The following is a 24,942-nucleotide window of genomic DNA, read 5'->3' as shown; positions in this document are numbered from 1 at the left end:
GGGTCAGAGCGTCGCCAGCCAGTTGGTGAGCAGCTGGGCACCGGCGTCGCCGCTCTTCTCCGGGTGGAACTGGGTCGCCGACAGCGTGCCGTTCTCGACGCCGGCGACGAAGCGGTCGCCGTGCTCGGCCCAGGTCACCTTCGGCGGCGCCAGGGGCGACGGCGGCCCGTCCTGGCCGAGGGTGAACTCGCGGACGCCGTAGGAGTGCACGAAGTAGAAGCGCTCGTCGGCCAGGCCGTCGAACAGCACGCTGCCCTCGGGGACCTCGACCCGGTTCCAGCCCATGTGCGGCAGGACGGGCGCCTCGAGCTGCTCGACCGTGCCGGGCCACTCGCCGCAGCCCTCGGCGTCGTGGCCGTGCTCGACCCCGCGCTCGAACAGGACCTGCATGCCGACGCAGATGCCCAGCACCGGCCGGCCGCCGGCCAGCCGCCGGCCGATGGTGCGCGGCCCGTCGACGGCGCGCAGTTCCCGCATGCAGTGGGCGAACGCGCCCACGCCCGGCACGACGAGCCCGTCGGCGGCCAGGGCGGCGTCGCGGTCGGCGGTCACGGTCACGTCGGCGCCGACGCGGGCGAGGGCCCGCTCGGCCGAGCGCAGGTTGCCCGACCCGTAGTCGAGGACGACCACCTTCTTCACGTCTGCCACGGTACGTGGCAGCGTCGCGGCCCCCGCCGGGATTCCCCGGCACCGCGGGCGGGCGCCGGTCGTTGCCCGGGCGTGGACAGGGACGTCCTGCGGCGGGCCGCGGTGGTCGCCGGCGTGCTCGGCGGCATGGTCAGCGGGGCCACCGGCGGCCACGGCGACAGCGGGGAGAGCGACGGCCGGGTGCTGCCGGCCGACCGGGCGTCCGGCGTCTGGTTCCCGGTCCACGCGGGCTCGCTGGCCTACGCCGCCGAGGGCGTGCGGCCGGGCCCGCGCGCCGCCGACACCTGGGGCGTGGCGCTGACCGGGGCCGCCGGCGCGGTGGCCGCCGCCGTCACCCGGCGCGTCCCCGGGTCGCGGGGCCACCCGGCGGCGGGGGTCTGGGGGCTGGCCGCCACCGCGGCGCGGGACGCGTCCCGCGGCCGGGGGCTCCCGGCGCCGGCGGCCACGCTGGCCGCCGGGGCGGTCACCGCGGCGGCGGGCCGTCCCCGGGTCGGCGCCGGCGAGCCGGAGGAGGCGGTCAGACCAGCCTGAGGACGCCCGACGCGGTCGCCAGCAGCGCCGCCACCAGGAGGATCACCGCGACGAGGACCTGAGGACCGGTGCGGCCCTTCGTGTCGTGGTCCGCCTTCCACATGCTCCACGCCCCGCCCAGCAGGAACCCGCCGAGGACGACGAGGACGACGCCGAACTCCATCCGTTACAGCGCGCCCTTGGTGGAGGGGACGTCGGCGACCCGCGGGTCGATCGCGACGGCGGCCCGCAGCGCCCGGGCCAGCGCCTTGAACTGGCCCTCGACGATGTGGTGGGCGTCGCGGCCGGCGTAGAGCACCCGCACGTGCAGGGTGATCCGCGCGTTGAACGCGAAGGACTCGAGCACGTGCCTGGTCAGTGACGTCGGGTAGTCCGGCCCGATCATCGGCGTCATCGTCTCGGGCTCGGCGTGCACGAAGTACGGCCGGCCGGACAGGTCGACGGCGGCCTGCACGAGCACCTCGTCCATGGGGACGGTGGCGTCGCCGTAGCGGGTGATGCCCTTCTTGTCCCCGAGCGCCTCGCCGAACGCCTGGCCGAGCGCGATGGCGACGTCCTCGACGGTGTGGTGCGCGTCGATGTGCAGGTCGCCGTCGGCCTGGACGGTGAGGTCGATGCCGCTGTGCTTCGACAGCGCCGTGAGCATGTGGTCGTAGAAGCCGACGCCGGTGCTGATCGAGCTCTTCCCGGTGCCGTCGAGGTCCAGCTCGACGACCAGCTTGGTCTCGCTGGTGGCGCGCTCGACGCGGGCGGTACGACTCATGGGTCTCAGTCTCCCAGGCGGTGGTCGGGGGCCACCTCACCCAGCGCGGTGAGGAAGGCGTCGGTCTCCTCCGGGGTGCCGGCGGTGACCCGCAGCCAGCCGGGGATGCCGACGTCGCGGACGAGGACGTCGCGGTCCAGCAGCGCCTGCCAGGCGGCGTGCGCGTCGGCGAACCGGCCGAACAGGACGAAGTTGGCGTCGCTGGGCACGCTGGTCAGCCCCAGGGACGGCAGCGTGGCCACGATCCGGTCGCGCTGGGCCTTGACCGCGTCGACGGTGGCCAGCAGCGCGTCGGTGTGCGCCAGCGCGGCCCGCGCGGCGGCCTGGGTCAGCGAGGACAGGTGGTAGGGCAGCCGGACCAGCTGCAGCGCGTCGACGACGGCGGGGTCGGCGGCGAGGTAGCCCAGCCGCAGCCCGGCCATGCCGAACGCCTTGCTCATCGTGCGGCTGACCACCAGCCGCGGGCGGCCGGGCAGCAGGGTCAGCGCCGACGGCGTGCCGGCGCGGGCGAACTCCTCGTAGGCCTCGTCGACCACGACCATGCCGTCGGTGGCGTCGTGGAGCTGCTCGATCGTCTCCAGCGCGACCGCCGTCCCGGTGGGGTTGTTCGGGCTGGTCACGAAGACGACGTCGGGCCGGACCTCGCGCACCTGGGCGGCGGCCTGGGCGGCGTCGATGGTGAAGTCCGCGCGGCGGTGCCCGTCCACCCACGCCGTCCCGGTGCCGGCCGAGATGATCGGGTGCATCGAGTACGAGGGGGTGAAGCCCAGCGCCGTCCGGCCCGCTCCGCCGAAGGCCTGCAGCAGCTGCTGCAGCACCTCGTTGCTGCCGTTGGCCGCCCACACCTGCGCCGGCTCGATGCGCTCCCCGCCGCGGCCGAGGTAGGCGGCGAGGTCGGTGCGCAGCGCGACGGCGTCCCGGTCGGGGTAGCGGTTGAGCTCCACCGCCGCGTGCCCGAGCGCCTCGCCGAGCGTGGCCAGCAGCTCGGCCGGCAGCGGGTGCGGGTTCTCGTTGGTGTTGAGCCGGTGGGTGACCTGCAGCTGCGGGGCCCCGTAGGGCGTGCGGCCGCGCAGCTCCGGCCGCAGCGGGAGCTCGTCCAGCGACGTCACGAGCGCTGCCGGAGCCGGACGGCGGCCGCGTGCGCGGGCAGGTCCTCGGCGTGGGCGAGCGCGTCGACGTGCCCGGCCACCTCGGCCAGCGCCTGCTCGTCGTACTCCACGACGTGGATGCCGCGCAGGAACGACTGCACGCTCAGGCCGCTGGAGTGCCGCGCGCAGCCGCCGGTGGGCAGCACGTGGTTGGAGCCGGCGATGTAGTCGCCCAGCGACACCGGCGACCAGGCGCCGACGAACACCGCGCCGGCGTTGCGCACCCGCAGCGCCACGGCGCGGGCGTCGCGGGTCTGGATCTCCAGGTGCTCGGCGGCGTAGGCGTCGACCACGGCGAGGCCGGCGTCGAGGTCGTCGACCAGCACGATCCCCGACTGGCTGCCGTCGAGGGCGGTGAGGATGCGGTCGGAGTGCTTGGTGGCCGCGACCTGGCCGGGGACGAGGTCGAGGACGGCGTCGGCGAGTTCCTCGCTCGTGGTGACCAGCACCGCGCCGGCCAGCGGGTCGTGCTCGGCCTGGCTGATCAGGTCGGCGGCGACGTGCACCGGGTCGGCGGTGTCGTCGGCGAGGATGGCGACCTCGGTGGGGCCGGCCTCGGAGTCGATCCCGATCAGCCCGCGCAGCAGCCGCTTGGCGGCCGTCACGTACACGTTGCCCGGGCCGGTGACCACGTCCACCGGCTCGCACGAGCCCGCGCCGTAGCCGAACACGGCGATCGCCTGCGCGCCGCCGACGGCGTAGACCTCGGTGACGCCGAGCAGCGCGCACGCGGCGAGCACGCCGGGGTCGGGCAGGCCGCCGTGGTCACGCTGCGGCGGCGAGGCGACGGCGATCGACTCCACGCCGGCGATCTGCGCCGGGACGACGTTCATCACCACGCTGGACAGCAGCGGCGCCAGCCCCCCGGGGACGTAGAGGCCGACGCGGCGCACCGGCACCCAGCGCTCGGTGACCGTGCCGCCGCGGACCACCTGGGTGGTGACGTCGGTGCGCGCCTGGTCGGCGTGCACCCTGCGCACCCGGGCGATGGCCTCCTCGAGCGCGGCCCGCACGTCGGGGGCCAGCCCGTCCAGCGCCGCCCGGATGGCCTCCACCGGGACGGCGAAGTCCTCGAGGTCGACGCCGTCGAGACGGGCGGTGATCTCGCGGACCGCCTGGGCGCCGCGGATGCGGACGTCCTCGCACAGCGGGCGGACGGTGGCGAGGACGGCGTCGATGTCGGTGGCGGCGCGCGGCAGCAGGCCGGCCAGGTCACGGACCCCCGGCAGCGCGGATCCACGCAGGTCGATGCGGGCGAGCACGGGAGGCCTCCGGAACCAGGCGAGGGACGACCTCCCAGCGTAGTCGGGGCGCGGTGGCCCGCCGTCACGGCGCCGGGGGCCCGGGGCGCCCGTAGGCTCGCCGGTGTGGGCGACCTCATCCCGCTGTTCCCGCTCGGGTCGCCGCTGTTCCCCGGGATCGTGCTGCCGCTGCAGGTGTTCGAGCCCCGCTACCGGGCGCTGGTGCGGGACCTGCTGGCCCGGCCGGAGGACGGCGACGGCCGGTTCTTCGGGGTGGTCGCGATCCGGCAGGGCTGGGAGGTCGAACGGGTCTCCCCCGCCCAGGCGCTCTACGACGTCGGCTGCACCGCCCACCTGCAGACCGTGCGGCCGCAGGCCGACGGCGGGTTCCGCATCACCACCGTCGGCGGCGACCGGTTCCGGCTGCTCGACGTCCTGGTCGGCGGGGACGACGGCGGGGACGGGGACGGGGACGGGCCGCCCTACCTGCGCGCCGAGGTCGAGTGGCTGGCCGACGAGGAGGCCGCCGAGGAGTCGGCCGGCGACCAGGAGGTCGGGTCCGCGCCGGCCGGCGGGGGCCCGGACGAGGGGCTGGTGGCGGAGGTGGCCCGCGGCTCGCTCGGCGTGCTGGAGCGCGGGGTGGGCTCGCTGTTCACCCGCTACGTGAGCGCCGTGGCGAGCCTGCAGACCGGCGGCGCGGAGACCGCCGTGGCCGGTGACGCGCAGGACCTCGACGGCGCCGACGCGCTCCTCGACGTCGTCGACGGGGACGCCCGCGCGCTGTCCTACCTGGTGGCCTCGGCGGCGCTGCTGACCACCGAGGACCGCCAGGCGCTGCTGGCCGAGTCGGCGACCCGCCGCCGGCTGGTGGCCGAGACGCGGATGCTGCGCCGGGAGCTGACCCTGCTCGAGACGGTGGGGGCGGTCCCGGCGCCGCTGCAGCAGTTCGCCGGCCCGACCAGCCTCAACTGACGGAGGACCCCCTGCCCCCACCGCTCGCGAGCTCGCGGCGGGACCCTGCAGGGGGCCGTTCCAGCACGTCACCCCCGGCCGAGGTCGTCGCGGGCGGCGAACAGCGCGGCGACGACGTAGACCAGCAGCGCGGCGAACGGGGCCACCGCCAGCGCCGGCGGGCTGGACAGCTCCAGCCCGGTGGTCACCCGGGTGCCGACGTCGCCGAGCTGGGCCGGCGTGGGCCCGGGCGCGAGCAGCTCCCCCAGCTGCCAGGCGAGGACCCCGGCCAGCGCGGTGCCGACGGCGGTGCCCACCACGGTGGCCACGCCCCGCCGGCGGCGCATCGCCCACGCGAGGCCGCCGGCGAGCAGGCCGAGACCGGCGAGGACGAGCACGAGCACCGAGTCGTCGGCGACCAGCAGCTCGGCCGACGGGCGCCCGACCGGCACCGCGCCGCCCTCGACCACCTCGAACCGGGCCCGCGGCGCGAGCCAGACCCACAGCAGGCCGGCCGGGATGCCGGCGACCGCGAGCAGCGCGGCCCACACCGCCGCCCCGCGCAGGTCCCGCCGCAGCTCCGCGAGCACCGCGGCACCGGCCGGCCGGGCGGCCGGTACGGCAGCGGGCGCCGCGGCGCCGGGCGCGGCGGGGTGCCCGGCGCCGACCACCGCGGCGGGCGGGGCGTATGGGCTGTCCGGGAGCGGAGACGGGCTGCTCACGGCCCCCAGTGAACCCCGCGGAGCGGACGGCCCGCTCCCGGGCGTGCCGGTCACAGCAGGGCGACGCTGGTCGGCCCCAGCAGCGCCTTGATGTCGCCCATCAGGGCCGTGCTCGGCCGCACCCGCAGCCCCTGGTCCAGCCGCAGCACCGTCTCGCGCCCGTTGTTGAGCAGCTTGAGGTGCACCTCGGTGGTGCCCGGGTGACTGCCCAGCACCTCGCGCAGCCGCTCGACCACCGGCGGGGTGCAGCGGGCAGCGGCCATCGACACGAGCACCGGGCCGCGGGGGCCCTCGGTGAGCTCGGGGATGGTCACCTCGGAGCCGAACAGCGAGGGCTGGTCGTCGCGGCGGCTGATCCGGCCCTTGACCACGACGATCTGGTCGCGGACGACCTTCTCCGACACCTCCGCCCAGGTCTTCGGGAAGAACAGCACCTCGATGCCGGACTCGAGGTCCTCCAGCGTGGCGATGGCCCACGGCGCGCCCTGCTTGTTGGTGCGCGGCTGCACCGAGGTGAGGATGCCGGCGATCGTGACGTTGGCGCCGTCCTCGACCCCGCCGGCGTTGATCTCCGCGATCGGGGTGTCGGCGTTGGCGGCGAGCACGTGCTCGACGCCGTGCAGCGGGTGGTCGGAGACGTAGAGGCCGAGCATGTCGCGCTCGAAGACCAGCCGCTCGGACTTCGACCAGTCCGCCGTCGGGACGGCGATGTCCAGCGCGCCGCCGAACGGGTCGTCCCCGTCGCCGCCGCCGCCGAAGCTGCCGAACAGGTCGAACTGGCCCTCGGCCTCCTTGCGCTTGAGCGACATGGCGGCGTCGACGGCCTGGGCGTGGATGGCGGCGATGCCCTGCCGCGAGTGGCCGAGGGAGTCGAAGGCGCCGGCCTTGGCCAGGGACTCGATCACCTTCTTGTTGCAGGCGACCGTGTCGATCTTGCGCATGAAGTCGGCGAAGTCCTTGAACGCGCCCTTCTCCTCGCGCGCCCGGACGATCGAGTCGACGACGTTGGTGCCGACGTTGCGCACCGACGCCAGGCCGAAGCGGATGTCGGTGCCGACCGCGGTGAAGTCCCAGGAGGACTCGTTGACGTCCGGCGGGAGCACCTTGATGCCCATCCGGCGGCACTCGGCCAGGTACACCGGCCGGCGGTCCTTGTCGTCGCCGACGCTGGTGAGCAGCCCGGCCATGTACTCGGCCGGGTAGTTGGCCTTGAGGTAGGCCGTCCAGTACGAGACCAGGCCGTAGGCCGCCGAGTGCGCCTTGTTGAACGCGTAGTCGGCGAACGGGACGAGGATGTCCCACAGCGTCTTGATCGCGGCGTCGGAGTAGCCGCGCTCCTTCATGCCGGCCTCGAAGCCGACGAACTCGGCGTCGAGGACCGACTTCTTCTTCTTGCCCATCGCGCGGCGCAGCAGGTCGGCCTTGCCGAGCGAGTACCCGGCGACCTTCTGCGCGATCGCCATGACCTGCTCCTGGTACACGATCAGGCCGTACGTGCCGCCCAGGATGTCCTCGAGCGGCTCGGCCAGCTCGGGGTGGATGGGCGTGATCTCCTGCTGGCCGTTCTTGCGCAGCGCGTAGTTGGTGTGCGAGTTCGCACCCATCGGGCCGGGCCGGTAGAGCGCGCCGACGGCGGAGATGTCCTCGAAGTTGTCCGGCCGCATGAGCCGCAGCAGCGACCGCATCGGCCCGCCGTCGAACTGGAAGACGCCGAGGGTGTCACCGCGGGCCAGCAGGTCGTAGGTGGCCTTGTCGGTGAGGTCCTTGCTGATCTCGTCGAGGTCGATCGGCTCCTTGCCGTTCGCGACGATGTTGCGCAGCGCGTCGTCGATGACCGTGAGGTTGCGCAGGCCGAGGAAGTCCATCTTCAGCAGGCCGAGCGTCTCGCAGGTCGGGTAGTCGAACTGCGTGATGATCGCGCCGTCGTTCTCCCGGCGCATGATCGGGATCGAGTCGATCAGCGGGTAGCGGCCGATGATGACGCCGGCCGCGTGCACGCCCCACTGCCGCTTCAGGCCCTCGAGCTTGCGCGCCTGGTCGACGACCTCGGCCGCGCCCGGGTCGGACTCGTAGCGGGCGCGGAACTCCCCGGCCTCCTTGTAGCGCGGGTGGGCCGGGTCGAAGACGCCGGACAGCGGGATGCCCTTGCCCATGACGTCCGGGGGCATGAGCTTGGTCAGCTCGTCGCCCACCGAGTAGGGCCGGTCGAGAACCCGGGCGGCGTCCTTGATCGCGGCCTTGGCCTTGATGGTGCCGTAGGTGACGATCTGGCTGACCCGCTCCTCGCCGTACTTCCGCGAGACGTACTGGATGACCTCGCCGCGGCGGCGGTCGTCGAAGTCGATGTCGACGTCGGGCATGGAGACGCGCTCGGGGTTGAGGAACCGCTCGAAGATCAGCCCGTGCTGCAGCGGGTCGAGGTCGGTGATGCCCATGGCGTAGGCGGCCAGCGAGCCGGCGGCCGAGCCGCGGCCGGGACCGACGCGGATGCCGTTGTCCTTGGCCCAGTTGATGAAGTCGGCGACCACGAGGAAGTACCCCGGGAAGCCCATCTGCGTGATGATCCCGACCTCGTAGTCGGCCTGCTTGCGCACGTGGTCCGGGATGCCGTTCGGGTAGCGCTTGTGCAGCCCCCGCTCGACCTCCTTGACGAACCAGGAGGTCTCGTCCTCCCCCGGCGGCAGCGGGAACCGCGGCATGAGGTCGGCGCCCTCGGTGAAGGTGACCTCGCACTGCTCCGCGATCAGCAGCGTGTTGTCGCACGCCTCGGTGAGGTCACCGGGGAACAGCGCGCGCATCTCGGCGGCGCTCTTCAGGTAGTAGCCGTCGCCGTTGAACTTGAAGCGGTTGGTCTCGTTTAGCCGCGACCCGGTCTGGATGCACAGCAGGGCGTCGTGGGCCTCGGCGTCCTCCTTGTGCGTGTAGTGGAGGTCGTTGGTGGCCAGCAGCGGGATGCCCAGCTCCTTGGCGATCTCCAGCAGCTGCGGGCGGGTCTTCTGCTCGATGGACAGGCCGTGGTCCATCAGCTCGGCGTAGAAGTTCTCCTTGCCGAAGATGTCCTGGAAGTCGGCGGCCGCCTGCCGCGCGCGGTCGAGCTTGCCCGCGCGCAGCCACATGTTGACCTCGCCGGACGGGCAGCCCGTCGTCGCGATGAGGCCCTTCCCGTAGCGCTCGAGCAGGTCGCGGTCGAAGCGCGGCTTGCGGTACTGGCCCTCGAGGCTGGCCAGCGAGGAGATGCGGAAGAGGTTGTGCATCCCCTCGGTGGTGCGGGCCAGCAGGGTCATGTGCGTGTAGGCGGCCTTGCCGCGCGAGGACCCGCCCTCGCCGTCCTCGTCGATGAGGTTGTCGCCGAAGTCGAACGGCGCGCGGTCGAACCGCGAGCCGGGCGTGTAGTAGCCCTCCATGCCGATGATCGGCTTCACGCCGGCGGCCTTGGCCTGCTTGTAGAAGTCGTAGGCGCCGAAGACGTTGCCGTGGTCGGTCATGGCCAGCGCCGGCATGCCCTGCTCGGCCGCGGCCTTCGTCACCTCGGGCAGCTTCGCCGCCCCGTCGAGCATCGAGTACTCGGTGTGGACGTGCAGGTGCACGAACGAGTCGGTCCCTGCAGACGGGTGGCCTGGGCTGCTCACGGTGCTGCGGCGCTCCTCACGGGTCGTGCTGGCCCGGCCGTCGGGTGCTCCGGCGGGCGACCGGCGGGGAAGACCGGGCGGTGCGGTGCGGGCTCGGGACTGGTCCGGCCGGGCACCGACGCAGGCCCGGGCCGGTCCCCTGATCCTCGCACCGGGGACTGTCTACGCCGAGGGTCTGACAGGACGTGTCTCGGCGCGGCGGGACGACCCCGTCACAGTCGGCGGCGCATCGTGACGTGCCGGATGCCGGCCTCCTCGTACTCCCCGCCGACGGCGGTGTAGCCGGCCCGCTCGTAGAACCCGCGCGCGGTGACCTGCGCGTGCAGCTCCACCTCGGCCAGGCCGCGCAGTGCCGCCTGCCGGTGCAGCTCGGCGAGCACCGCCGCGCCGTGCCCGGCGCCGCGGGCGGCGGCGTCGACGGCCATGCGGCCGATCACGCCCCGCCCGTCGCGCTCGAGCAGCCGCCCGGTGGCGACCACGCGCCCGGCGTCGTCACGGCTGACCGCGTGGACGGCGGTGGCGTCGGCGGCGTCCCGCTCGACCTCCGGCGGCACGCCCTGCTCCTCGACGAAGACCCGGGTGCGCACCGCGACCACCTCCGGCCAGTCGGCGGCGGTGGCGACGGCGGCCGTCGCGGCGCTCACGCGGGCGCCCCGCCGGGAGCGCGCGGCGCGGGCAACACCTCGGGCAGCGCCGACGACGGCACGAGCAGGAACCGCAGGTCGACCGCGGCGTGCAGCAGCACCGGCAGCAGCAGCGACCCGGTCTCCAGGTACAGCGCGGCGAACACCCCGCCGAGGACGCCGGTGAGCACGACCCCGCCCACCCCCTGGTAGGCGTGCGCCAGGCCGAAGGCCACGGCCGCGACGGCGACCAGCACCGCCTGCGGCAGGCCGCCGCCCACCGCGGCCACCACGGCCAGGAAGAACCCGCGGTACAGCCACTCCTCGCACACCCCCGCGGTCACCCCGACGGCGGTGAACAGCCGCCGCTCGGACCGGCTGCGCGGCAGCAGCGCCAGGGTGGCGTGCACCGGCGGCTCGGCGTGCCGCCCCTGGGTGGACGCCTCGGGCGGCGTGCCCGCGCGGGCCAGCGCCCCACCGCGGATGGCCCGGACCGAGACCAGCGCCAGCACCAGGACCAGCAGCGCGGCCGCGCCGGTGACCGGCCCCGGCAGGCCGGTGGGCCAGGCCAGCCCGACCGCCGCGGCGCCGACGTCCGGCGCGGCCAGCCAGATGACCAGGGCGAGGGCCGCCAGCCCCCACTCCAGGACCAGCAGCCGCCGGTAGAAGGAGCGCCGGGCGGCCGGGTCGGTGCGCAGCCGGCCCTCGAAGCGGCGGTGCAGCACGTGCCCGACCAGCGGCTCGCCGACGACGAGGTAGACCCCGACGACCACGGCCGACAGCGCGGCCGGGCCCCAGTCGGCGAGGGAGGTGGGGAGGCCGGTCACGGGAGGGTCAGGACTCGGCGCGCAGGACGGCCAGCGCCCCCGCGAGGTCGTCCGGGTAGTCGCTGGTGAACTCGGCCCAGTGCCCGTCGGCGGGGTGCGCGAAGCCCAGCCGCACCGCGTGCAGCCACTGCCGGGCCACCCCGAGGCGGGCGGCCAGCGTCGGGTCGGCGCCGTAGGTCGTGTCGCCGACGCACGGGTGGCGCAGCGCCGAGAAGTGCACCCGGATCTGGTGGGTGCGGCCGGTCTCGAGGTGGACGTCGACCAGGCTGGCGGCCGGGAAGGCCTCGATGACCTCGTAGTGGGTGACCGACGGGCGCCCACCGGAGACGACGGCGAACTTCCAGTCGTGCCGCGGGTGCCGGTCGATCGGCGCGTCGATGGTGCCGCGCGACGGGTCGGGGTGGCCCTGCACCAGCGCGTGGTAGCCCTTGTCGACCGTCCGCTCCTTGAACGCCGCCTTGAGCAGCGTGTAGGCGCGCTCGCTCTTGGCGACCACCATCAGCCCCGTCGTCGCGGCGTCGAGGCGGTGCACCACGCCCTGCCGCTCCGGGGCGCCGGAGGTGGAGATGCGGTAGCCGGCCGCGGCCAGCCCGCCGACGACGGTCGGCCCCTCCCAGCCGGGGCTCGGGTGCGCCGCGACACCGACCGGCTTGTCCACGACCACCACGTCGTCGTCGTCGTGGACGACGGTCAGGCCGGGCACCGGCTCGGGCGGGGGCGCCTCGCCCGGCGGCGGGGGCAGCTCGACCTCCAGCCAGCTGCCGCCGGTGAGCCGGTCGCCCTTGCCGCGCACCCGGCCGTCGACCCACACCTTGTCGGCGTCGGCGAGGTCGGCGGCGACCGCGCGGGAGAGCCCGAACAGCCGCGCCAGCGCCTGGTCCACCCGCTGGCCCTCCAGGCCGTCGGGCACCGGGAGGGCGCGGTGCTGACCGGGAGCGCTCACGAAGCCATCGTGACAGGTCAGCCGCGGGACACCGCGCCGTCGCCGCGGTCGCGGGTGCGGGTGCCGTCGAACTCGACGCCGCGCAGGGCGAGGTACGCCCCGAGCAGCCCGCCGCAGACGATCGCGGAGTCGGCCAGGTTGAAGATCGGGTACACCTCGCCGTTCGGCGCGAACACCGACAGGAAGTCGACGACGCCGCCGCGCAGGAACCCCGGCTCGCGGAACACGCGGTCGACCAGGTTGCCCAGCGCGCCGCCGAGGACCAGGCCCAGCGCGACCGCCCAGCCGGCCGAGTACAGCCGCCGCGCCGTCCGCACGATGACCACCGCGACGGCGACCGCGATCAGCGTGAAGACGACGGTGAAGCCCTCGGCGAAGGAGAAGGCGGCGCCGGTGTTGCGCGCGTGCGTGAGGTACAGCGCCCCGCCGAGCAGCCGGAGGTTCTCGCCGCGGTCGATCGTGGCGACGACGAGCAGCTTGCTGCCGAGGTCGGCGAGGAAGACCACCGCGGCGAGCAGGAGCAGCAGCCGCGTGCGCGGCCGCCGGGCCGGCACCGGGGCGGCGTCGTCCACGGCGGCGTCGTCCGGAGCGGCCGCAGCGGGGGCCTCCGCGGGGTCCTCGGGTCGCTCGCTCAGCGGGGGGCTCCTCGTGCTCGCGGCGGTCGGCGGGTGGCCGCACGAGGGCGGCCGACGAGCCGACGATAGCCTCGGTGCCCGTGCCTCCCGGCCCGCCGCGCGGCCGCACCCCCGCCGCGATGGTGAGGCACCTCACGGACGGGTAGACGAATCTCACACCCCGTCGAGGGCGTCCCAGCGCGCCGTTCGGCCGATCGTCGGAGATGGCGCACGTCCACCCGGCAGGAAGGCAGTCGTGTCCACCGACCTCGGTTCAGCCACCGACCCCGATGTGGTGCTCGTCGGCGGGGGCATCATGAGCGCGACCCTGGCGTCGCTGCTCGGTGTCGTCGCGCCGGAGTGGAGCATCACCGTCTTCGAGTCCGCGGACGCGGTGGCGGGCGAGAGCTCGGACGCGTGGAACAACGCCGGCACCGGGCACGCGGCGCTGTGCGAGCTGAACTACACGCCCGCGGGGCCCGACGGCCGGGTCGACACCGCCAAGGCCCGCCTCATCAACGAGCAGTTCCAGGTGTCGCGCCAGTTCTGGTCGCACCTGGTGCGCAGCGGCCTGACCGGCTCGCCCAAGGACTTCATCTCCCCCGTCCCGCACGTCAGCTTCGTGACCGGGGAGGGCGGACGCAGCTACATGCGCGACCGCCACGCGGCACTGTCGGCCGAGCCGCTGTTCGCCGGGCTCGAGTACACCGACGACCCCGCCGAGCTGGCGCGGTGGGTGCCGCTGGTCATGGACGGCCGCGACCCCGCGCAGGTCGTCGCCGCGACCCGCTCCGTCGCCGGCACCGACGTCAACTTCGGCGCGCTGACCCGGCTGCTGCTCGAGCAGGGCGAGGCCCGCGGTGTTCAGGTGCACACCGGCCAGCGGGTCACCGGCCTGGAGAAGCGCGACGACGGCCGCTGGAACGTCACGGTCACCGACAGGCGGGACGGCGAGGAGCGCACGGTGCGCGCCCGGTTCGTCTTCGTGGGCGCGGGCGGCGGCGCGCTGCCGCTGCTGCAGAAGGCGGCGGTCCCCGAGATCCGCGGCTTCGGCGGCTTCCCGGTCAGCGGCATGTTCCTGCGCACCCGCTCCCCCGAGCTGGTCAGCAAGCACCAGGCCAAGGTCTACGGCCAGGCCGCCGTCGGCGCGCCGCCGATGTCGGTGCCGCACCTGGACCTGCGCCTGGTCGACGGCGAGTTCTCGCTGCTGTTCGGCCCCTACGCCGGCTGGTCGCCGAAGTTCCTCAAGGCCGGCTCGATGTTCGACCTGCCGCTGTCGGTGAAGCCGAACAACCTCGGCTCGATGCTGGGCGTGGCCCGCACCGAGATGGCGCTGACGAAGTACCTGGTCACCGAGCTGCTGCAGTCGCGCAAGGCCCGGCACCGCACGCTGACGGAGTTCGTGCCCCTGGCCGAGCAGGCCGACTGGGAGATGATCACCGCCGGCCAGCGGGTGCAGGTCATCAAGCGGGACCCGAAGAGCGGCAAGGGCGTGCTGCAGTTCGGCACCGAGCTGATCGTGGGCGCCGACGGCTCGATCGCCGGCCTGCTGGGTGCCTCCCCCGGCGCCTCGACGGCGGTCTCGGCGATGCTCACGCTGGTCGAGCGGGCCTTCCCCGACCGGGTGGCCGCGCGCCGCGCCGCGCTCGAGGAGGCGATCCCCTCCTACGGCCGCGACCTCTCCTCCGACCCGGCCCTGCTGCAGGCCGTCCGCGCGGAGACGATGCAGACCCTCGAGCTCAACGGCTGAGGTCCCCCGACCACACGGCGGACGCCCCCTCCGCCCCGGCGAGGGGGCGTCCGCCGTGTGCTCGCCCGGCTAGTCGGACTCGGTCGCGGCGCCTCGCTCGCCGCGCCAGGTGGCCAGCCGGCCGGCGCGGCTGACCGCCCGCAGCCGGCGCTCGGCCTCCGGGCGGGACCGGCGGGCCGACACCAGCAGCGCCTGGTCACCACGCATGAGCCGGGTGGTCGCGTCCGGCACGAACGAGCGGCCGTCGCGGACGATGAGCACCACCGCGGCGTCCTCGGGCAGCCGCAGCTCGGGCAGGTAGACGCCGTGCAGCCGCGAGCCCTCGGGCACGGTCAGCTGCATCATCTCCGCGTCCAGCTCCTCCAGCGGTGCCGCCTCGACCTGCACGTCACGGGGGGTGACCGGTGTGGCGATCCGCAGGCGCCGCGCCACCCACGGCAGCGACCACCCCTGCACGAGGGTGAAGACGACGACCAGCACGAAGACGGTGTCGAAGACGGTCGTCGCCCTCGGGACCTCCGCGGTCAGCGGGATGATCGCCGCCACGATCGGCACCGCTCCGCGCAGGCCGGCCCAGGAGATGAACGCCTGCTGCGCCCACGGGAAGCGGAACCACACCAGGCTGGCCACCACCGACAGGGGCCGGGCGACCAACAGCAGCGCGCCGCCCACCACGAGCGCCGGTCCCACGGCCTCGGGCAGCCGGCCCGGGGAGACGAGGAGACCGAGCAGCACGAACAGGCCGATCTGGGCGAGGGAGGCCATGCCCTCGGCGAACCCGATGCTCGCCGCCCGGTGCGGCAGCGCGGCGTTGCCCAGCACCAGACCGCACAGGTAGACCGCGACGAAGCCGGAGGTGTGCGCCAGCGACGCCGACGAGTACGCGAGCACGCAGAGCGCCAGTGTCGCCAGTGGGTAGAACCCGGCCACGGAGAGCGCCACCCGGCGCAGCAGCGCCGCACCCCCGAAGCCGATCCCGACCCCGATGACGGCGCCTCCGATGAGCTCGAGCACCACCACCAGGCCGACCAGCCACCACGGTTGCGTCGCCGCCCCCGCGAGCGACTCGGCCAGCACGGTCACGAGCAGGATGACCGGGGCGTCGTTGAGGCCGCTCTCGGCCTCGAGGGAGGCGGCCACCCGGCGCGGGAGGGGCAGCCGCCGCAGGGTCGCGAAGACGGCGGCGGCGTCGGTCGAGCTGATGACCGCGGCCAGCAGGAGGGCGAAGCCCCAGTCGAAGCCCAGGACCACGACCCCGATGGCCGCGGTCAGGCCCACGCTGACCGCCACACCGACGGTGGACAGCGAGACCCCGGGTCCGACCGCTCGACGGACGTCGGCCCACCGCGTCGTCAGGCCTCCCTCGGCGAGGATGACGAGGAGTGCGGCGTACGCCAGCGTGTGCGTGAGCCGGTAGTCCTCGAACTGGACCCCGAGGCCGCTCTCGCCCAGCGCCACGCCGAGGGCCAGGTAGAGCAGCAGGCTGGGCAGGCCGAGGCGGTCGGCGAGCCGCAGGGCGACGGCGGCCACCAGCACGACCAGCGCCCCGACGGCGAGGGCGAAGGTGACCGTGGTGTTCACCGCCCGCCGCCCATGGCGGCCAGTCTCCCGTACGACCGCGTCCGGCCCGCCGCGCCTGCACGCGGACGGGCTCGACGGGTCGGGGACAATGGAGCGGTGAACTCTCCGTTCCGTGCGCTGCCGCCCCAGGTCGACCTGCCCGCGCTCGAGCAGGACGTGCTGCGCCGCTGGGAGGACGCCGACGTCTTCGCCCGGTCGCTGGAGGCCTCGCAGGGCCGTCCGCAGTGGGTCTTCTACGAGGGCCCGCCCACCGCCAACGGCCGCCCGGGCACCCACCACATCGAGGCCCGCGCGTTCAAGGACGTCTTCCCCCGCTTCAAGACGATGCAGGGCTGGCACGTGCCCCGCCGCGCCGGCTGGGACTGCCACGGCCTGCCGGTCGAGATCGCCGTCGAGCAGGAGCTCGGCTTCGCCGGCAAGCCCGACATCGAGCGGTACGGCATCGCCGAGTTCAACGCCCGCTGCCGCGAGTCGGTCATGCGGCACGTCGACGCGTTCAGCGACCTCACCCGCCGCATGGGCTACTGGGTCGACATGTCCACCGCCTACTGGACGATGGACCCCTCCTACATCGAGAGCGTGTGGTGGTCGCTCAAGCAGGTCTTCGACAAGGGCCTGCTGGTCGAGGACCACCGCGTCGCCCCGTACTGCCCGCGCTGCGGCACCGGCCTGTCCGACCACGAGGTCGCCCAGGGCTACGAGTCGATCACCGACCCCTCGGTGTACGTGCGGCTGCCGGTCACCGACGGCGAGTGGGCCGGGAAGGCCGACCTGCTCGTCTGGACGACGACGCCGTGGACGCTGCCGTCGAACACCGCCGTCGCCGTCAACCCCGACGTCACGTACCTGGTGGCGCGCCGCGGCGAGGACACCCTCGTCGTCGCCGAGCCGCTGCTGGGCGCGGTCTTCGGCGACACCGACGACGTGGAGGTGCTGGCCCGCACCACCGGTCGCGACTGGGAGCGCACCCACTACCGGCGGCCGTTCGAGCTGGTCGACTTCCCCGAGGGCGAGGACACGCACTACGTCGTCCTGGCCGACTACGTCACCACCGACGACGGCACCGGCCTGGTCCACCAGTCCCCCGCGTTCGGCGCCGACGACCTCGCCGTCAGCCGCGCCTACGGCCTGCCGGTGGTCAACCCGATCGACGCCTCCGGCCACTTCCTGCCCGAGGTGCCGCTGGTCGGCGGGCACTTCTTCAAGGCCGCCGACGACGCCCTCGTCGTCGACCTGCAGCAGCGCGGGGTCCTGTGGCGCGAGCAGCGCTACGAGCACAGCTACCCGCACTGCTGGCGCTGCCACACGCCGCTCATGTACTACGCCCAGCCGTCCTGGTACATCCGCACCAGCGCGGTCAAGGACCGGCTGCTCGCCGAGAACGAGAAGACCCACTGGCACCCCGAGACCATCCAGTGGGGCCGCTACGGCGACTGGCTGAACAACAACGTCGACTGGGCGCTGTCCCGCGACCGGTACTGGGGCACCCCGCTGCCGATCTGGCGCAACGACGCGGACCCGTCCCGCACGGTCGTCGTCGGCTCCCTCGCGGAGCTGTCGGAGCTGGCCGGCCGCGACCTGTCCGACCTGGACCCGCACCGCCCCTACATCGACGAGGTGACCTTCACCCGCCCCGGCGAGGAGGGCACCTACCGGCGCGTGCCGCAGGTCATCGACGCCTGGTACGACTCCGGCTCGATGCCGTTCGCGCAGTGGGGCGCGCCGCACCGGGACGAGGAGCAGTTCGAGGCGGCCTACCCGGCGCAGTTCATCTGCGAGGCGATCGACCAGACCCGCGGCTGGTTCTACTCGCTCATGGCCGTCGGCACCCTGGTGTTCGGCAAGAACTCCTACGAGCACGTGCTGTGCCTGGGCCACATCCTCGCCGAGGACGGCCGCAAGATGAGCAAGCACCTGGGCAACATCCTCGAGCCGATCCCGCTCATGGACCGGCACGGTGCCGACGCCGTCCGCTGGTTCATGCTGGCCGGCGGCTCGCCGTGGTCGGCGCGGCGGGTCGGGCACGAGACGCTGTCCGAGGTGGTCCGCAAGGTCCTGCTGACCTACTGGAACACCGCCAGCTTCCTCACCCTGTACGCCGAGACCAACGGCTGGGAGCCGGCCGCCTCCCCCGCGCCGCCGCGGGCCGAGCGACCGCTGCTGGACCGGTGGGCGCTCGCCCAGCTGGCCGCGGTCACCGAGGGCGTCACCGACGCGCTCGAGGCCTTCGACACCCAGGGCGCCGGGCGGCTGCTCGCGCAGTTCGTCGACGACCTGTCCAACTGGTACGTCCGCCGCTCGCGGCGCCGGTTCTGGGACGGCGACCCCTCGGCGCTGGGCACGCTGCACGAGGTGCTCGACGGGCTGACCCGGCTCATGGCGCCGTTCACCCCGTTCGTCACCGAGGAGGTGTGGACGCGGGTCGTGCGGCCGGGCCTCGTCCCCGGCGAGGGCGACGACGCCCCCGACTCGGTGCACCTGGCCTCCTGGCCGGCCGTCGACGAGGACGCCCGCGACCCGCAGCTGGTGGCCCAGGTCGACCTGGTGCGCCGGCTGGTGGAGCTGGGCCGGGCGGCGCGGACCTCGGCGAAGGTGCGCACCCGCCAGCCGCTGGCCCGGGCGCTGGTCGCCGCGCCCGGGTGGGCCGCGATGGGCCGCGACCTGGTGGCCGAGGTCGCCGACGAGCTCAACGTGGCCGCGCTCGACGAGCTGGCGGCGGTGGGCGGCGACCTGGTCGACGTCAGCGTCAAGGTCGACTTCCGCGCGGTCGGGCGGCGGCTGGGCAAGCAGGTGCAGGCGGTGGCGAAGGCCGTCGCCGCGGCCGACCCGGCCGCCCTGGTCGCGGCCTACCGGGCCGGGACGGCGTCGGTCGACGTCGACGGCGAGGCGGTGCCGCTGGCCGAGGGCGACCTGGTGGTCACCGAGACCCCGCGCGAGGGCTGGACGGTGGCCAGCGCCGCCGGGCTGACCGTGGCGCTGGACCTCACGCTCACGCCGGAGCTGGAGCGGGCCGGGCTGGTCCGCGAGGCGGTGCGGCTGGTGCAGGAGGCCCGCAAGAACGCGGGCCTGGCGGTCAGCGACCGGATCGAGCTGTGGTGGACCGCCGACGGCCCGATGGCCGAGGCGCTCACCGGGTCCGGCGAGCAGCTGGCCGGCGAGGTCCTCGCGACCGCCGTCCACGCGGGCACCGCGGGCGAGGGTCCCGGCGTCGAGGGGCCGAACGGCTCCCGCTTCTGGCTCGCCCGGGCCTGACCCGCCGCCGGGCCGCCCGCGCGGTCAGCCGCGGCGGGCGGCCCGGCGGGCGCGCTCGACGGTGGCCAGGTGGGCGTCCGGCCCGCAGACCGCGCACGGGGTGAACCCGTCGGTGCGCGCCTCGTCGACCGGCAGCGGGATCGTCTCCCGGCCGGCCAGCCAGGAGCAGTCGGCCAGGTGGTAGCGGGGGTGCTCGTCGACGACGAGCACCTCGTCGGTCAGGTCCACGACGATGAGCAGGTCGGTGACCTCGACGTCCTCCTCCGGGGGGTCCCCGCCGCCCAGCGGCACGCCGGCCGCCGCGGCCCGGGCGGGCTGCGCCGGGGTCTGCGCGGGCGCCTCGGCGGGTCGCTCGCCGGCCGGGTCGGGGGCCTCGTGCCGCCCGGCGCGGGCCGGCTCCACGGGTCCGGGCTCCTCGCGCACGGGCTCCTCGCGCACGGGCTCCCCGGGCGCGGGGTCCCGGCGCGCGGGCTCCTCCGTCGAGGACCCCGTGCGCGCGGCCTGCGTCCGGCCCGGGGTGTCGGCGCGGTCAGCGGCACCCCGGCCGGTGGCCGGGGTGCCGCTGCTGACGGGGGCGCGCAGCCGGGCGACCACCAGCAGGACCGCGGCCAGGGCGCAGGCGCCCACGCAGGCCCAGTACCAGGCGGTGACGGCGGTCAGCACGCCGGCGACGAACAGCCCCAGGCCGGCGAGGACCAGCAGTGCCGCGGCGACGATCACCGGCCGCCCCCGGGCGCCGGGCGCCGGTCAGTCCCCGGCATGGCCGATCCGCCGTCCGGTCAGGGCGGAGAAGACGTGCGCCTCGCCCGGACGGATGGCCACGTGCACGACCTCGCCCTTCGCCGGGGGCCGGCGCGCGTCGGCCCGCAGCACCAGGGGCCGCTCGGTCACCTCCGCGCCCTCCACCCCGGCCCCGGCCTGGAGCCGTCCGTAGGCGAAGGCGTCCGAGCCGAGCTCCTCCACCACCTGGACCTCGACCGCGAACCCCTCCCCCGCGCCGACGAACTGGACCGCCTCGGGCCGGAAGCCGAGGGTGGCGGTCCCCTTCCCGTCCTGGGCGAGGGCGTCGAGCACCGAGCGCGAGAGCGGCACCGGGTGGCCACCGAGGACGGCGCCGCCCTCGCGCAGCGGCACGGTGACGAGGTTCATGGCCGGGGAGCCGATGAACCCGGCGACGAACTCGTTGACCGGCCGGTCGTAGAGGGCGCGCGGGGTGTCCACCTGCTGGAGGACGCCCTCCTTGAGGACCGCGACCCGGTCCCCCATGGTCATGGCCTCGACCTGGTCGTGGGTCACGTAGACCGTCGTCGTGCCGAGCCGGCGCTGCAGCGCGGCGATCTCGGTGCGGGTCTGCACGCGGAGCTTGGCGTCGAGGTTCGACAGCGGCTCGTCCATGAGGAACACCTGCGGGTCGCGGACGATCGCCCGGCCCATGGCCACCCGCTGCCGCTGCCCGCCCGAGAGCGCCTTGGGCTTGCGGTCGAGGTACTGCTCGAGGTCGAGCAGCCGGGCCGCCTCCCGCACGCGGGCCAGCCGCTCCTCCTTCGCCATCCCGGCGATCTTGAGCGCGAAGGCCATGTTGTCGGCCACCGTCATGTGCGGGTACAGCGCGTAGTTCTGGAAGACCATCGCGATGTCCCGCTCCTTGGGCGGGAGGTGCGTGACGTCCCGGTCGCCGATGCGGATCGACCCCTCGGTCACGTTCTCCAGGCCGGCGAGCATCCGCAGGGACGTGGACTTGCCGCAGCCCGACGGGCCGACGAGCACGAGGAACTCGCCGTCGGCGATGGACAGGTCGAGGGCGTCGACCGACGGGCGGGTCGCCCCCGGGTACACGAGCGTGGCCCGGTCGTAGGTGATGGCGGCCATGGCGTTCCTTCAGCTCCCCTTCTGCGCCGGTGCAGAGCGCGCACACTGTGACACGCAGCGTTCGCGGGGACCAGCGCCCCGCCCGGGCGGCACCCGTCCGGGCCGCCGGCCGTGACCCGCCCGTGACCTGCGGACCCGTCACTCCCCCGGACGGGGCAGGCGTTGCATAACGGTTTCGGCACCGTGACGGGACGGCGTCGGCCGCGAGGTTATGGTCCCCCGGCGTACCAGACGGGCCGGCACCTGACCGGCCCGTTCGCACGTGACCACACGCCGCGGTCGACGACCGCGGGGAACCGGAGGGACGTACATGACGATGCGCGCGACAGGCCGGCGCAAGGGCGCGCTGGCCGGCGGCCTGGGCGTGGCACTGGTGCTCGCCGGCTGCGGCGCCAGCGAGACCAGCGGGGGCGGCGGCGGGACCGCCGAGGCCTCCGACCTGACCATCGACTGCGCCCCGTACGAGGAGTTCGGCGACCTCGAGGGCGAGACGGTCAGCGTCTACACCTCGATCGTCGACCCCGAGGACCAGCCCCAGATCGACTCCTACGTGCCGTTCGAGGAGTGCACGGGCATCGACGTGCAGTACGAGGGCTCGCGCGAGTTCGAGGCGCAGCTCGTCGTCCGCGTCCAGAGCGGCAACGCCCCCGACATCGCCTTCATCCCGCAGCCGGGCCTGCTGGCGACGCTCGCCGGCACCGGCGCCGTCGTCCCGGCCCCCGAGCAGGTCGAGGCCAACGTCGACGAGTACTGGGACGAGAGCTGGAAGGCCTACGGCACCGTCGACGGCACCTTCTACGCGGCTCCGCTGGGCGCCAACGCCAAGTCCTTCGTCTGGTACTCGCCGTCGGCGTTCGAGGACGCCGGCTACGAGGTCCCGACCACCTGGGACGAGATGGTCGCGCTCTCCGACGAGATCGCCGCCTCCGGCGCCAAGCCGTGGTGCGCCGGCATCGGCTCCGGTGACGCCACCGGCTGGCCGGCCACCGACTGGCTGGAGGACGTCGTCCTGCGCACCGCGGGTCCCGACGTCTACGACCAGTGGGTCGCGCACGAGATCCCCTTCGACGACCCGCAGATCGTCCAGGCGCTCGACACCGTCGGCGGGATCCTGAAGAACGCCGACTACGTGAACGGCGGCCTCGGCGAGGTGCAGTCCATCGCCTCCACCGAGTTCGGTGACGCGGGCCTGCCCATCCTCGACGGCAGCTGCTGGATGCACCGCCAGGCGTCCTTCTACCAGGCCAACTGGCCCGAGGGCACCGAGGTCGCCGAGGACGGCGACGTCTTCGCCTTCCCGCTGCCGCCCATCGAGGGCGAGGGTGCCGCCCCCGTGCTCGGCGGTGGCGAGTTCACCGCGGCCTTCAACGACGACCCGGCGACCCAGGCGTTCCAGACCTACCTGTCCTCGGCGGACTGGGCCAACGTCAAGGCCCAGGTCTCCGGGCCCGGCTGGGTCAGCGCCAACACCGGCCTCGACGTCGAGAACCTGGTCTCCCCCATCGACCAGCTGGCCGCCGAGCAGTTCCAGAACCCGGACGCCGTCTTCCGCTTCGACGGGTCGGACCTGATGCCCGGTGAGATCGGCGCCGGTGCGCTGTGGACCGAGCTGACCAACTGGATCGCGACCGACAAGCCGACCCAGCAGGTCCTCACCGACGTCGAGAACGCCTGGCCGACGGCCTGATCACCGTGGTCCCGGCAGCCGCCGGCTGACGGGACGCCGCACCATCCCTGGAGACCGGGGGGACCGCAGCCGACGCTGGGGTCCCCCCGGCCTTCCGTTGCCGGAGAGAGGTCGTCAGCCGTGCAGTGGTTCCTCGACGCGAGCACCACGGGGCACAAGCTCGCCCTGATGGTGGTCGCCATCCTCCTGTTCACCGCCGTGATGGCGGCCGTCCTGTTCGCCGTCGACCGGCCCCGGCGGATCCCGAACTGGGTCGTCGCGGCCGGCTTCGTCGGACCGACGCTCCTGCTGCTCGCGGTGGGCCTGGTCTACCCCGCCCTCGACACCATCCGCGGGTCGTTCTACAGCCGGGACGGCTCGGAGTTCGTCGGCCTGGACAACTACGTCACGGTCTTCACCGAGGACAACTTCCAGACCGTCCTGCTCAACACCCTCCTGTGGGTCGTCCTCGTCCCCCTGGTGACCACCGGCCTCGGCCTGGTCTACGCCTACCTGGTCGACCGCACGCGCTTCGAGGGCCTGGCCAAGGCGCTGGTGTTCCTGCCGATGGCCATCTCGATGGTCGGCGCCGGCGTCATCTGGAAGTTCGTCTACGAGTACCGCCCCGACCAGCCCGGCGTGAACCAGATCGGCCTGCTCAACCAGCTGCTGGTGCTGCTCGGGTTCGAGCCGCAGCAGTTCCTGCTCGACGCGCCGTCGAACACCTTCTACCTGATCGTCGTGATGATCTGGATCCAGGCCGGCTTCGCCATGACGGTGCTGTCGGCGGCCATCAAGGCCATCCCCGACGACATCGTCGAGGCCGCCCGCCTCGACGGCGTCGGTGGCTTCCAGCTGTTCCGCTACGTCACCGTGCCCAGCATCCGGCCGGCCCTGGTCGTGGTGCTGACGACGGTCGCGATCGTGACGCTCAAGGTCTTCGACGTGGTGCGGACGATGACCGGTGGCCAGTTCGGCACCAGCGTCGTGGCCAACGAGTTCTACACGCAGGCCTTCCGCCAGTTCAACGTCGGTCTCGGCGCGGCCCTCGCCGTCCTGCTGTTCGTGCTGGTCATCCCGATCATCGCGTACAACGTCCGCCAGCTGCGTCTCGCCGAGGAGATCCGATGACCACGACGACCCCGGTGATGGCGCCCGTCCCGCCCGACGAGAGCCGGCTCACCCGGGCCGAGCGCCGCGCGGTCACCGCCCGGACCAAGCTCAGCTCCCCCGCGGCGTCGGTCATCGCGCTGGTCATCGCGGTGCTGTGGACGGTGCCGACCCTCGGCCTGCTCATCACCTCCTTCCGGCCGGAGCTCGACATCCGCCGCTCGGGCTGGTGGACGGTGTTCACCGACCCGCAGTTCACCGTCGACAACTACAACGAGGTCCTCTACGGCGGCGGGACGAACTTCGCCTCGCTGTTCGTCAACTCGCTGGTGATCACGCTGCCGGCGGTCGTCATCCCGATCTCGCTGGCGCTGCTGGCGGCGTACGCGTTCGCGTGGATCCCGTTCCGGGGGCGCAACGTCCTGTTCGTCGCCGTCTTCGCCCTGCAGGTCGTGCCGATCCAGGTGACGCTGATCCCGCTGCTGAGCCTCTACGTCGACACCGGGCTGGCCGGCTCCTTCTGGACCATCTGGCTGTCGCACTCGATCTTCGCGCTGCCGCTGGCGGTCTTCCTGCTGCACAACTTCATGAAGGAGATCCCCGCCTCGCTGGTCGAGGCCGCCCGGATGGACGGCGCCGGCCACGTGAAGATCTTCTTCCAGGTGCTGCTGCCGCTGCTCACCCCGGCCATCGCGGCGTTCGCCGTGTTCCAGTTCCTGTGGGTGTGGAACGACCTGCTGGTCGCGCTGACCTTCGCCGGCGGCGCGCCCGACGTCGTGCCGCTGACCGTGCGGGTGGCCGAGCTGGCCGGCACGCGCGGCTCGGACTGGTACTTGCTCGCGGCGGGGGCGTTCGTCTCCATCGTGCTGCCGCTGGCGGTGTTCCTGGGCCTGCAGCGCTACTTCGTGCGGGGCCTGCTGGCGGGCAGCGTCAAGGGCTGACGCCGGGCCCCCGCGGACGCGGGGGCGAGGGTGCGCCACGGGGCCCCCGGACACGACGTCCGGGGGCCCCGTGCGTCTGCCGGGCCTGTGCGTCTGCCGGGTCTGTGGCCTCCCCCGGCCGGTCCCCCCGGTG

At 74.1% G+C, this 24,942-nt stretch carries 21 protein-coding genes; 7 read left to right on the top strand and 14 right to left on the bottom strand.

What is annotated here, in order from left to right:
* Positions 1-3: 3 nt before the first annotated feature.
* Positions 4-639, bottom strand: coding sequence for an imidazole glycerol phosphate synthase subunit HisH (hisH, locus tag ACI796_RS07230; protein ID WP_456940556.1), 636 nt, complete (start codon positions 637-639; stop codon positions 4-6).
* Positions 640-720: 81 nt separating this feature from the next.
* Here hisH and ACI796_RS07225 point away from each other — a divergent pair, with 81 nt between their 5' ends.
* Positions 721-1,179 carry a hypothetical protein gene (locus tag ACI796_RS07225; RefSeq protein ID WP_456940555.1) on the top strand — a complete coding sequence of 153 codons (459 nt, stop codon included), beginning with the start codon at positions 721-723 and terminating at the stop codon, positions 1,177-1,179.
* Here ACI796_RS07225 and ACI796_RS07220 read toward each other — a convergent pair.
* From ACI796_RS07220 to hisD, 4 genes are read right to left on the bottom strand one after another with little or no spacing between them, the layout of a single operon-like run.
* Complete coding sequence (locus tag ACI796_RS07220) at positions 1,166-1,342, bottom strand: hypothetical protein (protein ID WP_456940554.1); 177 nt, start codon at positions 1,340-1,342, stop codon at positions 1,166-1,168. The genes ACI796_RS07225 and ACI796_RS07220 overlap by 14 nt on opposite strands.
* Positions 1,343-1,345: 3 nt before the next feature.
* Positions 1,346-1,942 carry an imidazoleglycerol-phosphate dehydratase HisB gene (gene hisB, locus ACI796_RS07215; protein ID WP_456940553.1) on the bottom strand — a complete coding sequence of 199 codons (597 nt, stop codon included), beginning with the start codon at positions 1,940-1,942 and terminating at the stop codon, positions 1,346-1,348.
* 5 nt (positions 1,943-1,947) lie between these two features.
* On the bottom strand, positions 1,948-3,051 hold the full coding sequence (locus ACI796_RS07210; protein ID WP_456940552.1) for a histidinol-phosphate transaminase: 1,104 nt from the start codon (positions 3,049-3,051) through the stop codon (positions 1,948-1,950).
* Positions 3,048-4,352: a histidinol dehydrogenase gene (gene hisD / locus ACI796_RS07205; RefSeq protein WP_456940551.1), complete on the bottom strand. Its 1,305-nt coding sequence runs from the start codon at positions 4,350-4,352 to the stop codon at positions 3,048-3,050. The genes ACI796_RS07210 and hisD overlap by 4 nt, the downstream gene beginning before the upstream one ends.
* A 105-nt stretch (positions 4,353-4,457) precedes the next feature.
* Here hisD and ACI796_RS07200 point away from each other — a divergent pair, with 105 nt between their 5' ends.
* Positions 4,458-5,303, top strand: coding sequence for an LON peptidase substrate-binding domain-containing protein (locus ACI796_RS07200; RefSeq protein WP_456940550.1), 846 nt, complete (start codon positions 4,458-4,460; stop codon positions 5,301-5,303).
* Between the two features lie 68 nt (positions 5,304-5,371).
* On the opposite strand, the gene ACI796_RS07195 is transcribed toward ACI796_RS07200, so the two are convergent.
* The 6 genes from ACI796_RS07195 to lspA all read right to left on the bottom strand — a co-directional run bounded on the left by ACI796_RS07195 (position 5,372) and on the right by lspA (position 12,598).
* A complete protein-coding gene (locus ACI796_RS07195) occupies positions 5,372-6,004 on the bottom strand; it encodes a DUF2567 domain-containing protein (RefSeq protein ID WP_456940549.1) in 633 nt (210 codons plus the stop codon).
* A 50-nt stretch (positions 6,005-6,054) separates the two neighbouring features.
* The gene (gene dnaE, locus ACI796_RS07190; protein WP_456940548.1) at positions 6,055-9,633 is read right to left on the bottom strand and encodes a DNA polymerase III subunit alpha; all 3,579 of its coding nucleotides are present in this window, start codon (positions 9,631-9,633) and stop codon (positions 6,055-6,057) included.
* 212 nt (positions 9,634-9,845) lie between these two features.
* Positions 9,846-10,277 (bottom strand): GNAT family N-acetyltransferase, encoded by a 432-nt coding sequence (locus tag ACI796_RS07185; RefSeq protein ID WP_456940547.1) that lies wholly within the window; start codon positions 10,275-10,277, stop codon positions 9,846-9,848.
* Positions 10,274-11,083 carry a CPBP family intramembrane glutamic endopeptidase gene (locus ACI796_RS07180; RefSeq protein ID WP_456940546.1) on the bottom strand — a complete coding sequence of 270 codons (810 nt, stop codon included), beginning with the start codon at positions 11,081-11,083 and terminating at the stop codon, positions 10,274-10,276. Before ACI796_RS07180 ends, ACI796_RS07185 begins: the two co-directional genes overlap by 4 nt.
* 7 nt (positions 11,084-11,090) lie before the next feature.
* Positions 11,091-12,026 (bottom strand): RluA family pseudouridine synthase, encoded by a 936-nt coding sequence (locus ACI796_RS07175; protein WP_456940545.1) that lies wholly within the window; start codon positions 12,024-12,026, stop codon positions 11,091-11,093.
* A gap of 17 nt (positions 12,027-12,043) precedes the next feature.
* A complete protein-coding gene (lspA, locus tag ACI796_RS07170; RefSeq protein ID WP_456940544.1) occupies positions 12,044-12,598 on the bottom strand; it encodes a signal peptidase II in 555 nt (184 codons plus the stop codon).
* 298 nt (positions 12,599-12,896) lie between these two features.
* Here lspA and mqo point away from each other — a divergent pair, with 298 nt between their 5' ends.
* Positions 12,897-14,390 (top strand): malate dehydrogenase (quinone), encoded by a 1,494-nt coding sequence (gene mqo, locus ACI796_RS07165; RefSeq protein WP_456940543.1) that lies wholly within the window; start codon positions 12,897-12,899, stop codon positions 14,388-14,390.
* A gap of 69 nt (positions 14,391-14,459) precedes the next feature.
* Here the strand turns inward: mqo and ACI796_RS07160 are convergent, their stop codons facing one another.
* Positions 14,460-15,971: a potassium/proton antiporter gene (locus ACI796_RS07160; protein ID WP_456940542.1), complete on the bottom strand. Its 1,512-nt coding sequence runs from the start codon at positions 15,969-15,971 to the stop codon at positions 14,460-14,462.
* 96 nt (positions 15,972-16,067) lie between these two features.
* Here ACI796_RS07160 and ileS point away from each other — a divergent pair, with 96 nt between their 5' ends.
* The gene (gene ileS, locus ACI796_RS07155; RefSeq protein ID WP_456940541.1) at positions 16,068-19,223 is read left to right on the top strand and encodes an isoleucine--tRNA ligase; all 3,156 of its coding nucleotides are present in this window, start codon (positions 16,068-16,070) and stop codon (positions 19,221-19,223) included.
* A 24-nt stretch (positions 19,224-19,247) separates the two neighbouring features.
* Here ileS and ACI796_RS07150 read toward each other — a convergent pair whose 3' ends face one another.
* A complete protein-coding gene (locus tag ACI796_RS07150; RefSeq protein WP_456940540.1) occupies positions 19,248-19,943 on the bottom strand; it encodes a hypothetical protein in 696 nt (231 codons plus the stop codon).
* Positions 19,944-19,970: 27 nt separating this feature from the next.
* The gene (locus ACI796_RS07145) at positions 19,971-21,092 is read right to left on the bottom strand and encodes an ABC transporter ATP-binding protein (RefSeq protein WP_456940539.1); all 1,122 of its coding nucleotides are present in this window, start codon (positions 21,090-21,092) and stop codon (positions 19,971-19,973) included.
* A 316-nt stretch (positions 21,093-21,408) separates the two neighbouring features.
* On the opposite strand from ACI796_RS07145, the gene ACI796_RS07140 reads away from it, so the two are divergent.
* From ACI796_RS07140 to ACI796_RS07130, 3 genes are all read left to right on the top strand, one after another.
* Positions 21,409-22,779 carry an ABC transporter substrate-binding protein gene (locus tag ACI796_RS07140; protein ID WP_456940538.1) on the top strand — a complete coding sequence of 457 codons (1,371 nt, stop codon included), beginning with the start codon at positions 21,409-21,411 and terminating at the stop codon, positions 22,777-22,779.
* 120 nt (positions 22,780-22,899) lie between these two features.
* Positions 22,900-23,889: a carbohydrate ABC transporter permease gene (locus tag ACI796_RS07135; RefSeq protein ID WP_456940537.1), complete on the top strand. Its 990-nt coding sequence runs from the start codon at positions 22,900-22,902 to the stop codon at positions 23,887-23,889.
* Entirely contained in the window at positions 23,886-24,809 is a 924-nt protein-coding gene (locus ACI796_RS07130; RefSeq protein ID WP_456940536.1) for a carbohydrate ABC transporter permease, read from the top strand. The genes ACI796_RS07135 and ACI796_RS07130 overlap by 4 nt, the downstream gene beginning before the upstream one ends.
* Positions 24,810-24,942: the final 133 nt, after the last annotated feature.

It is taken from the genome of Geodermatophilus sp. SYSU D00525, from assembly GCF_054050475.1.
The sequence above is the reverse complement of the archived record's forward strand: the minus strand, read 5'-3'. Positions and strand labels throughout refer to the sequence as shown.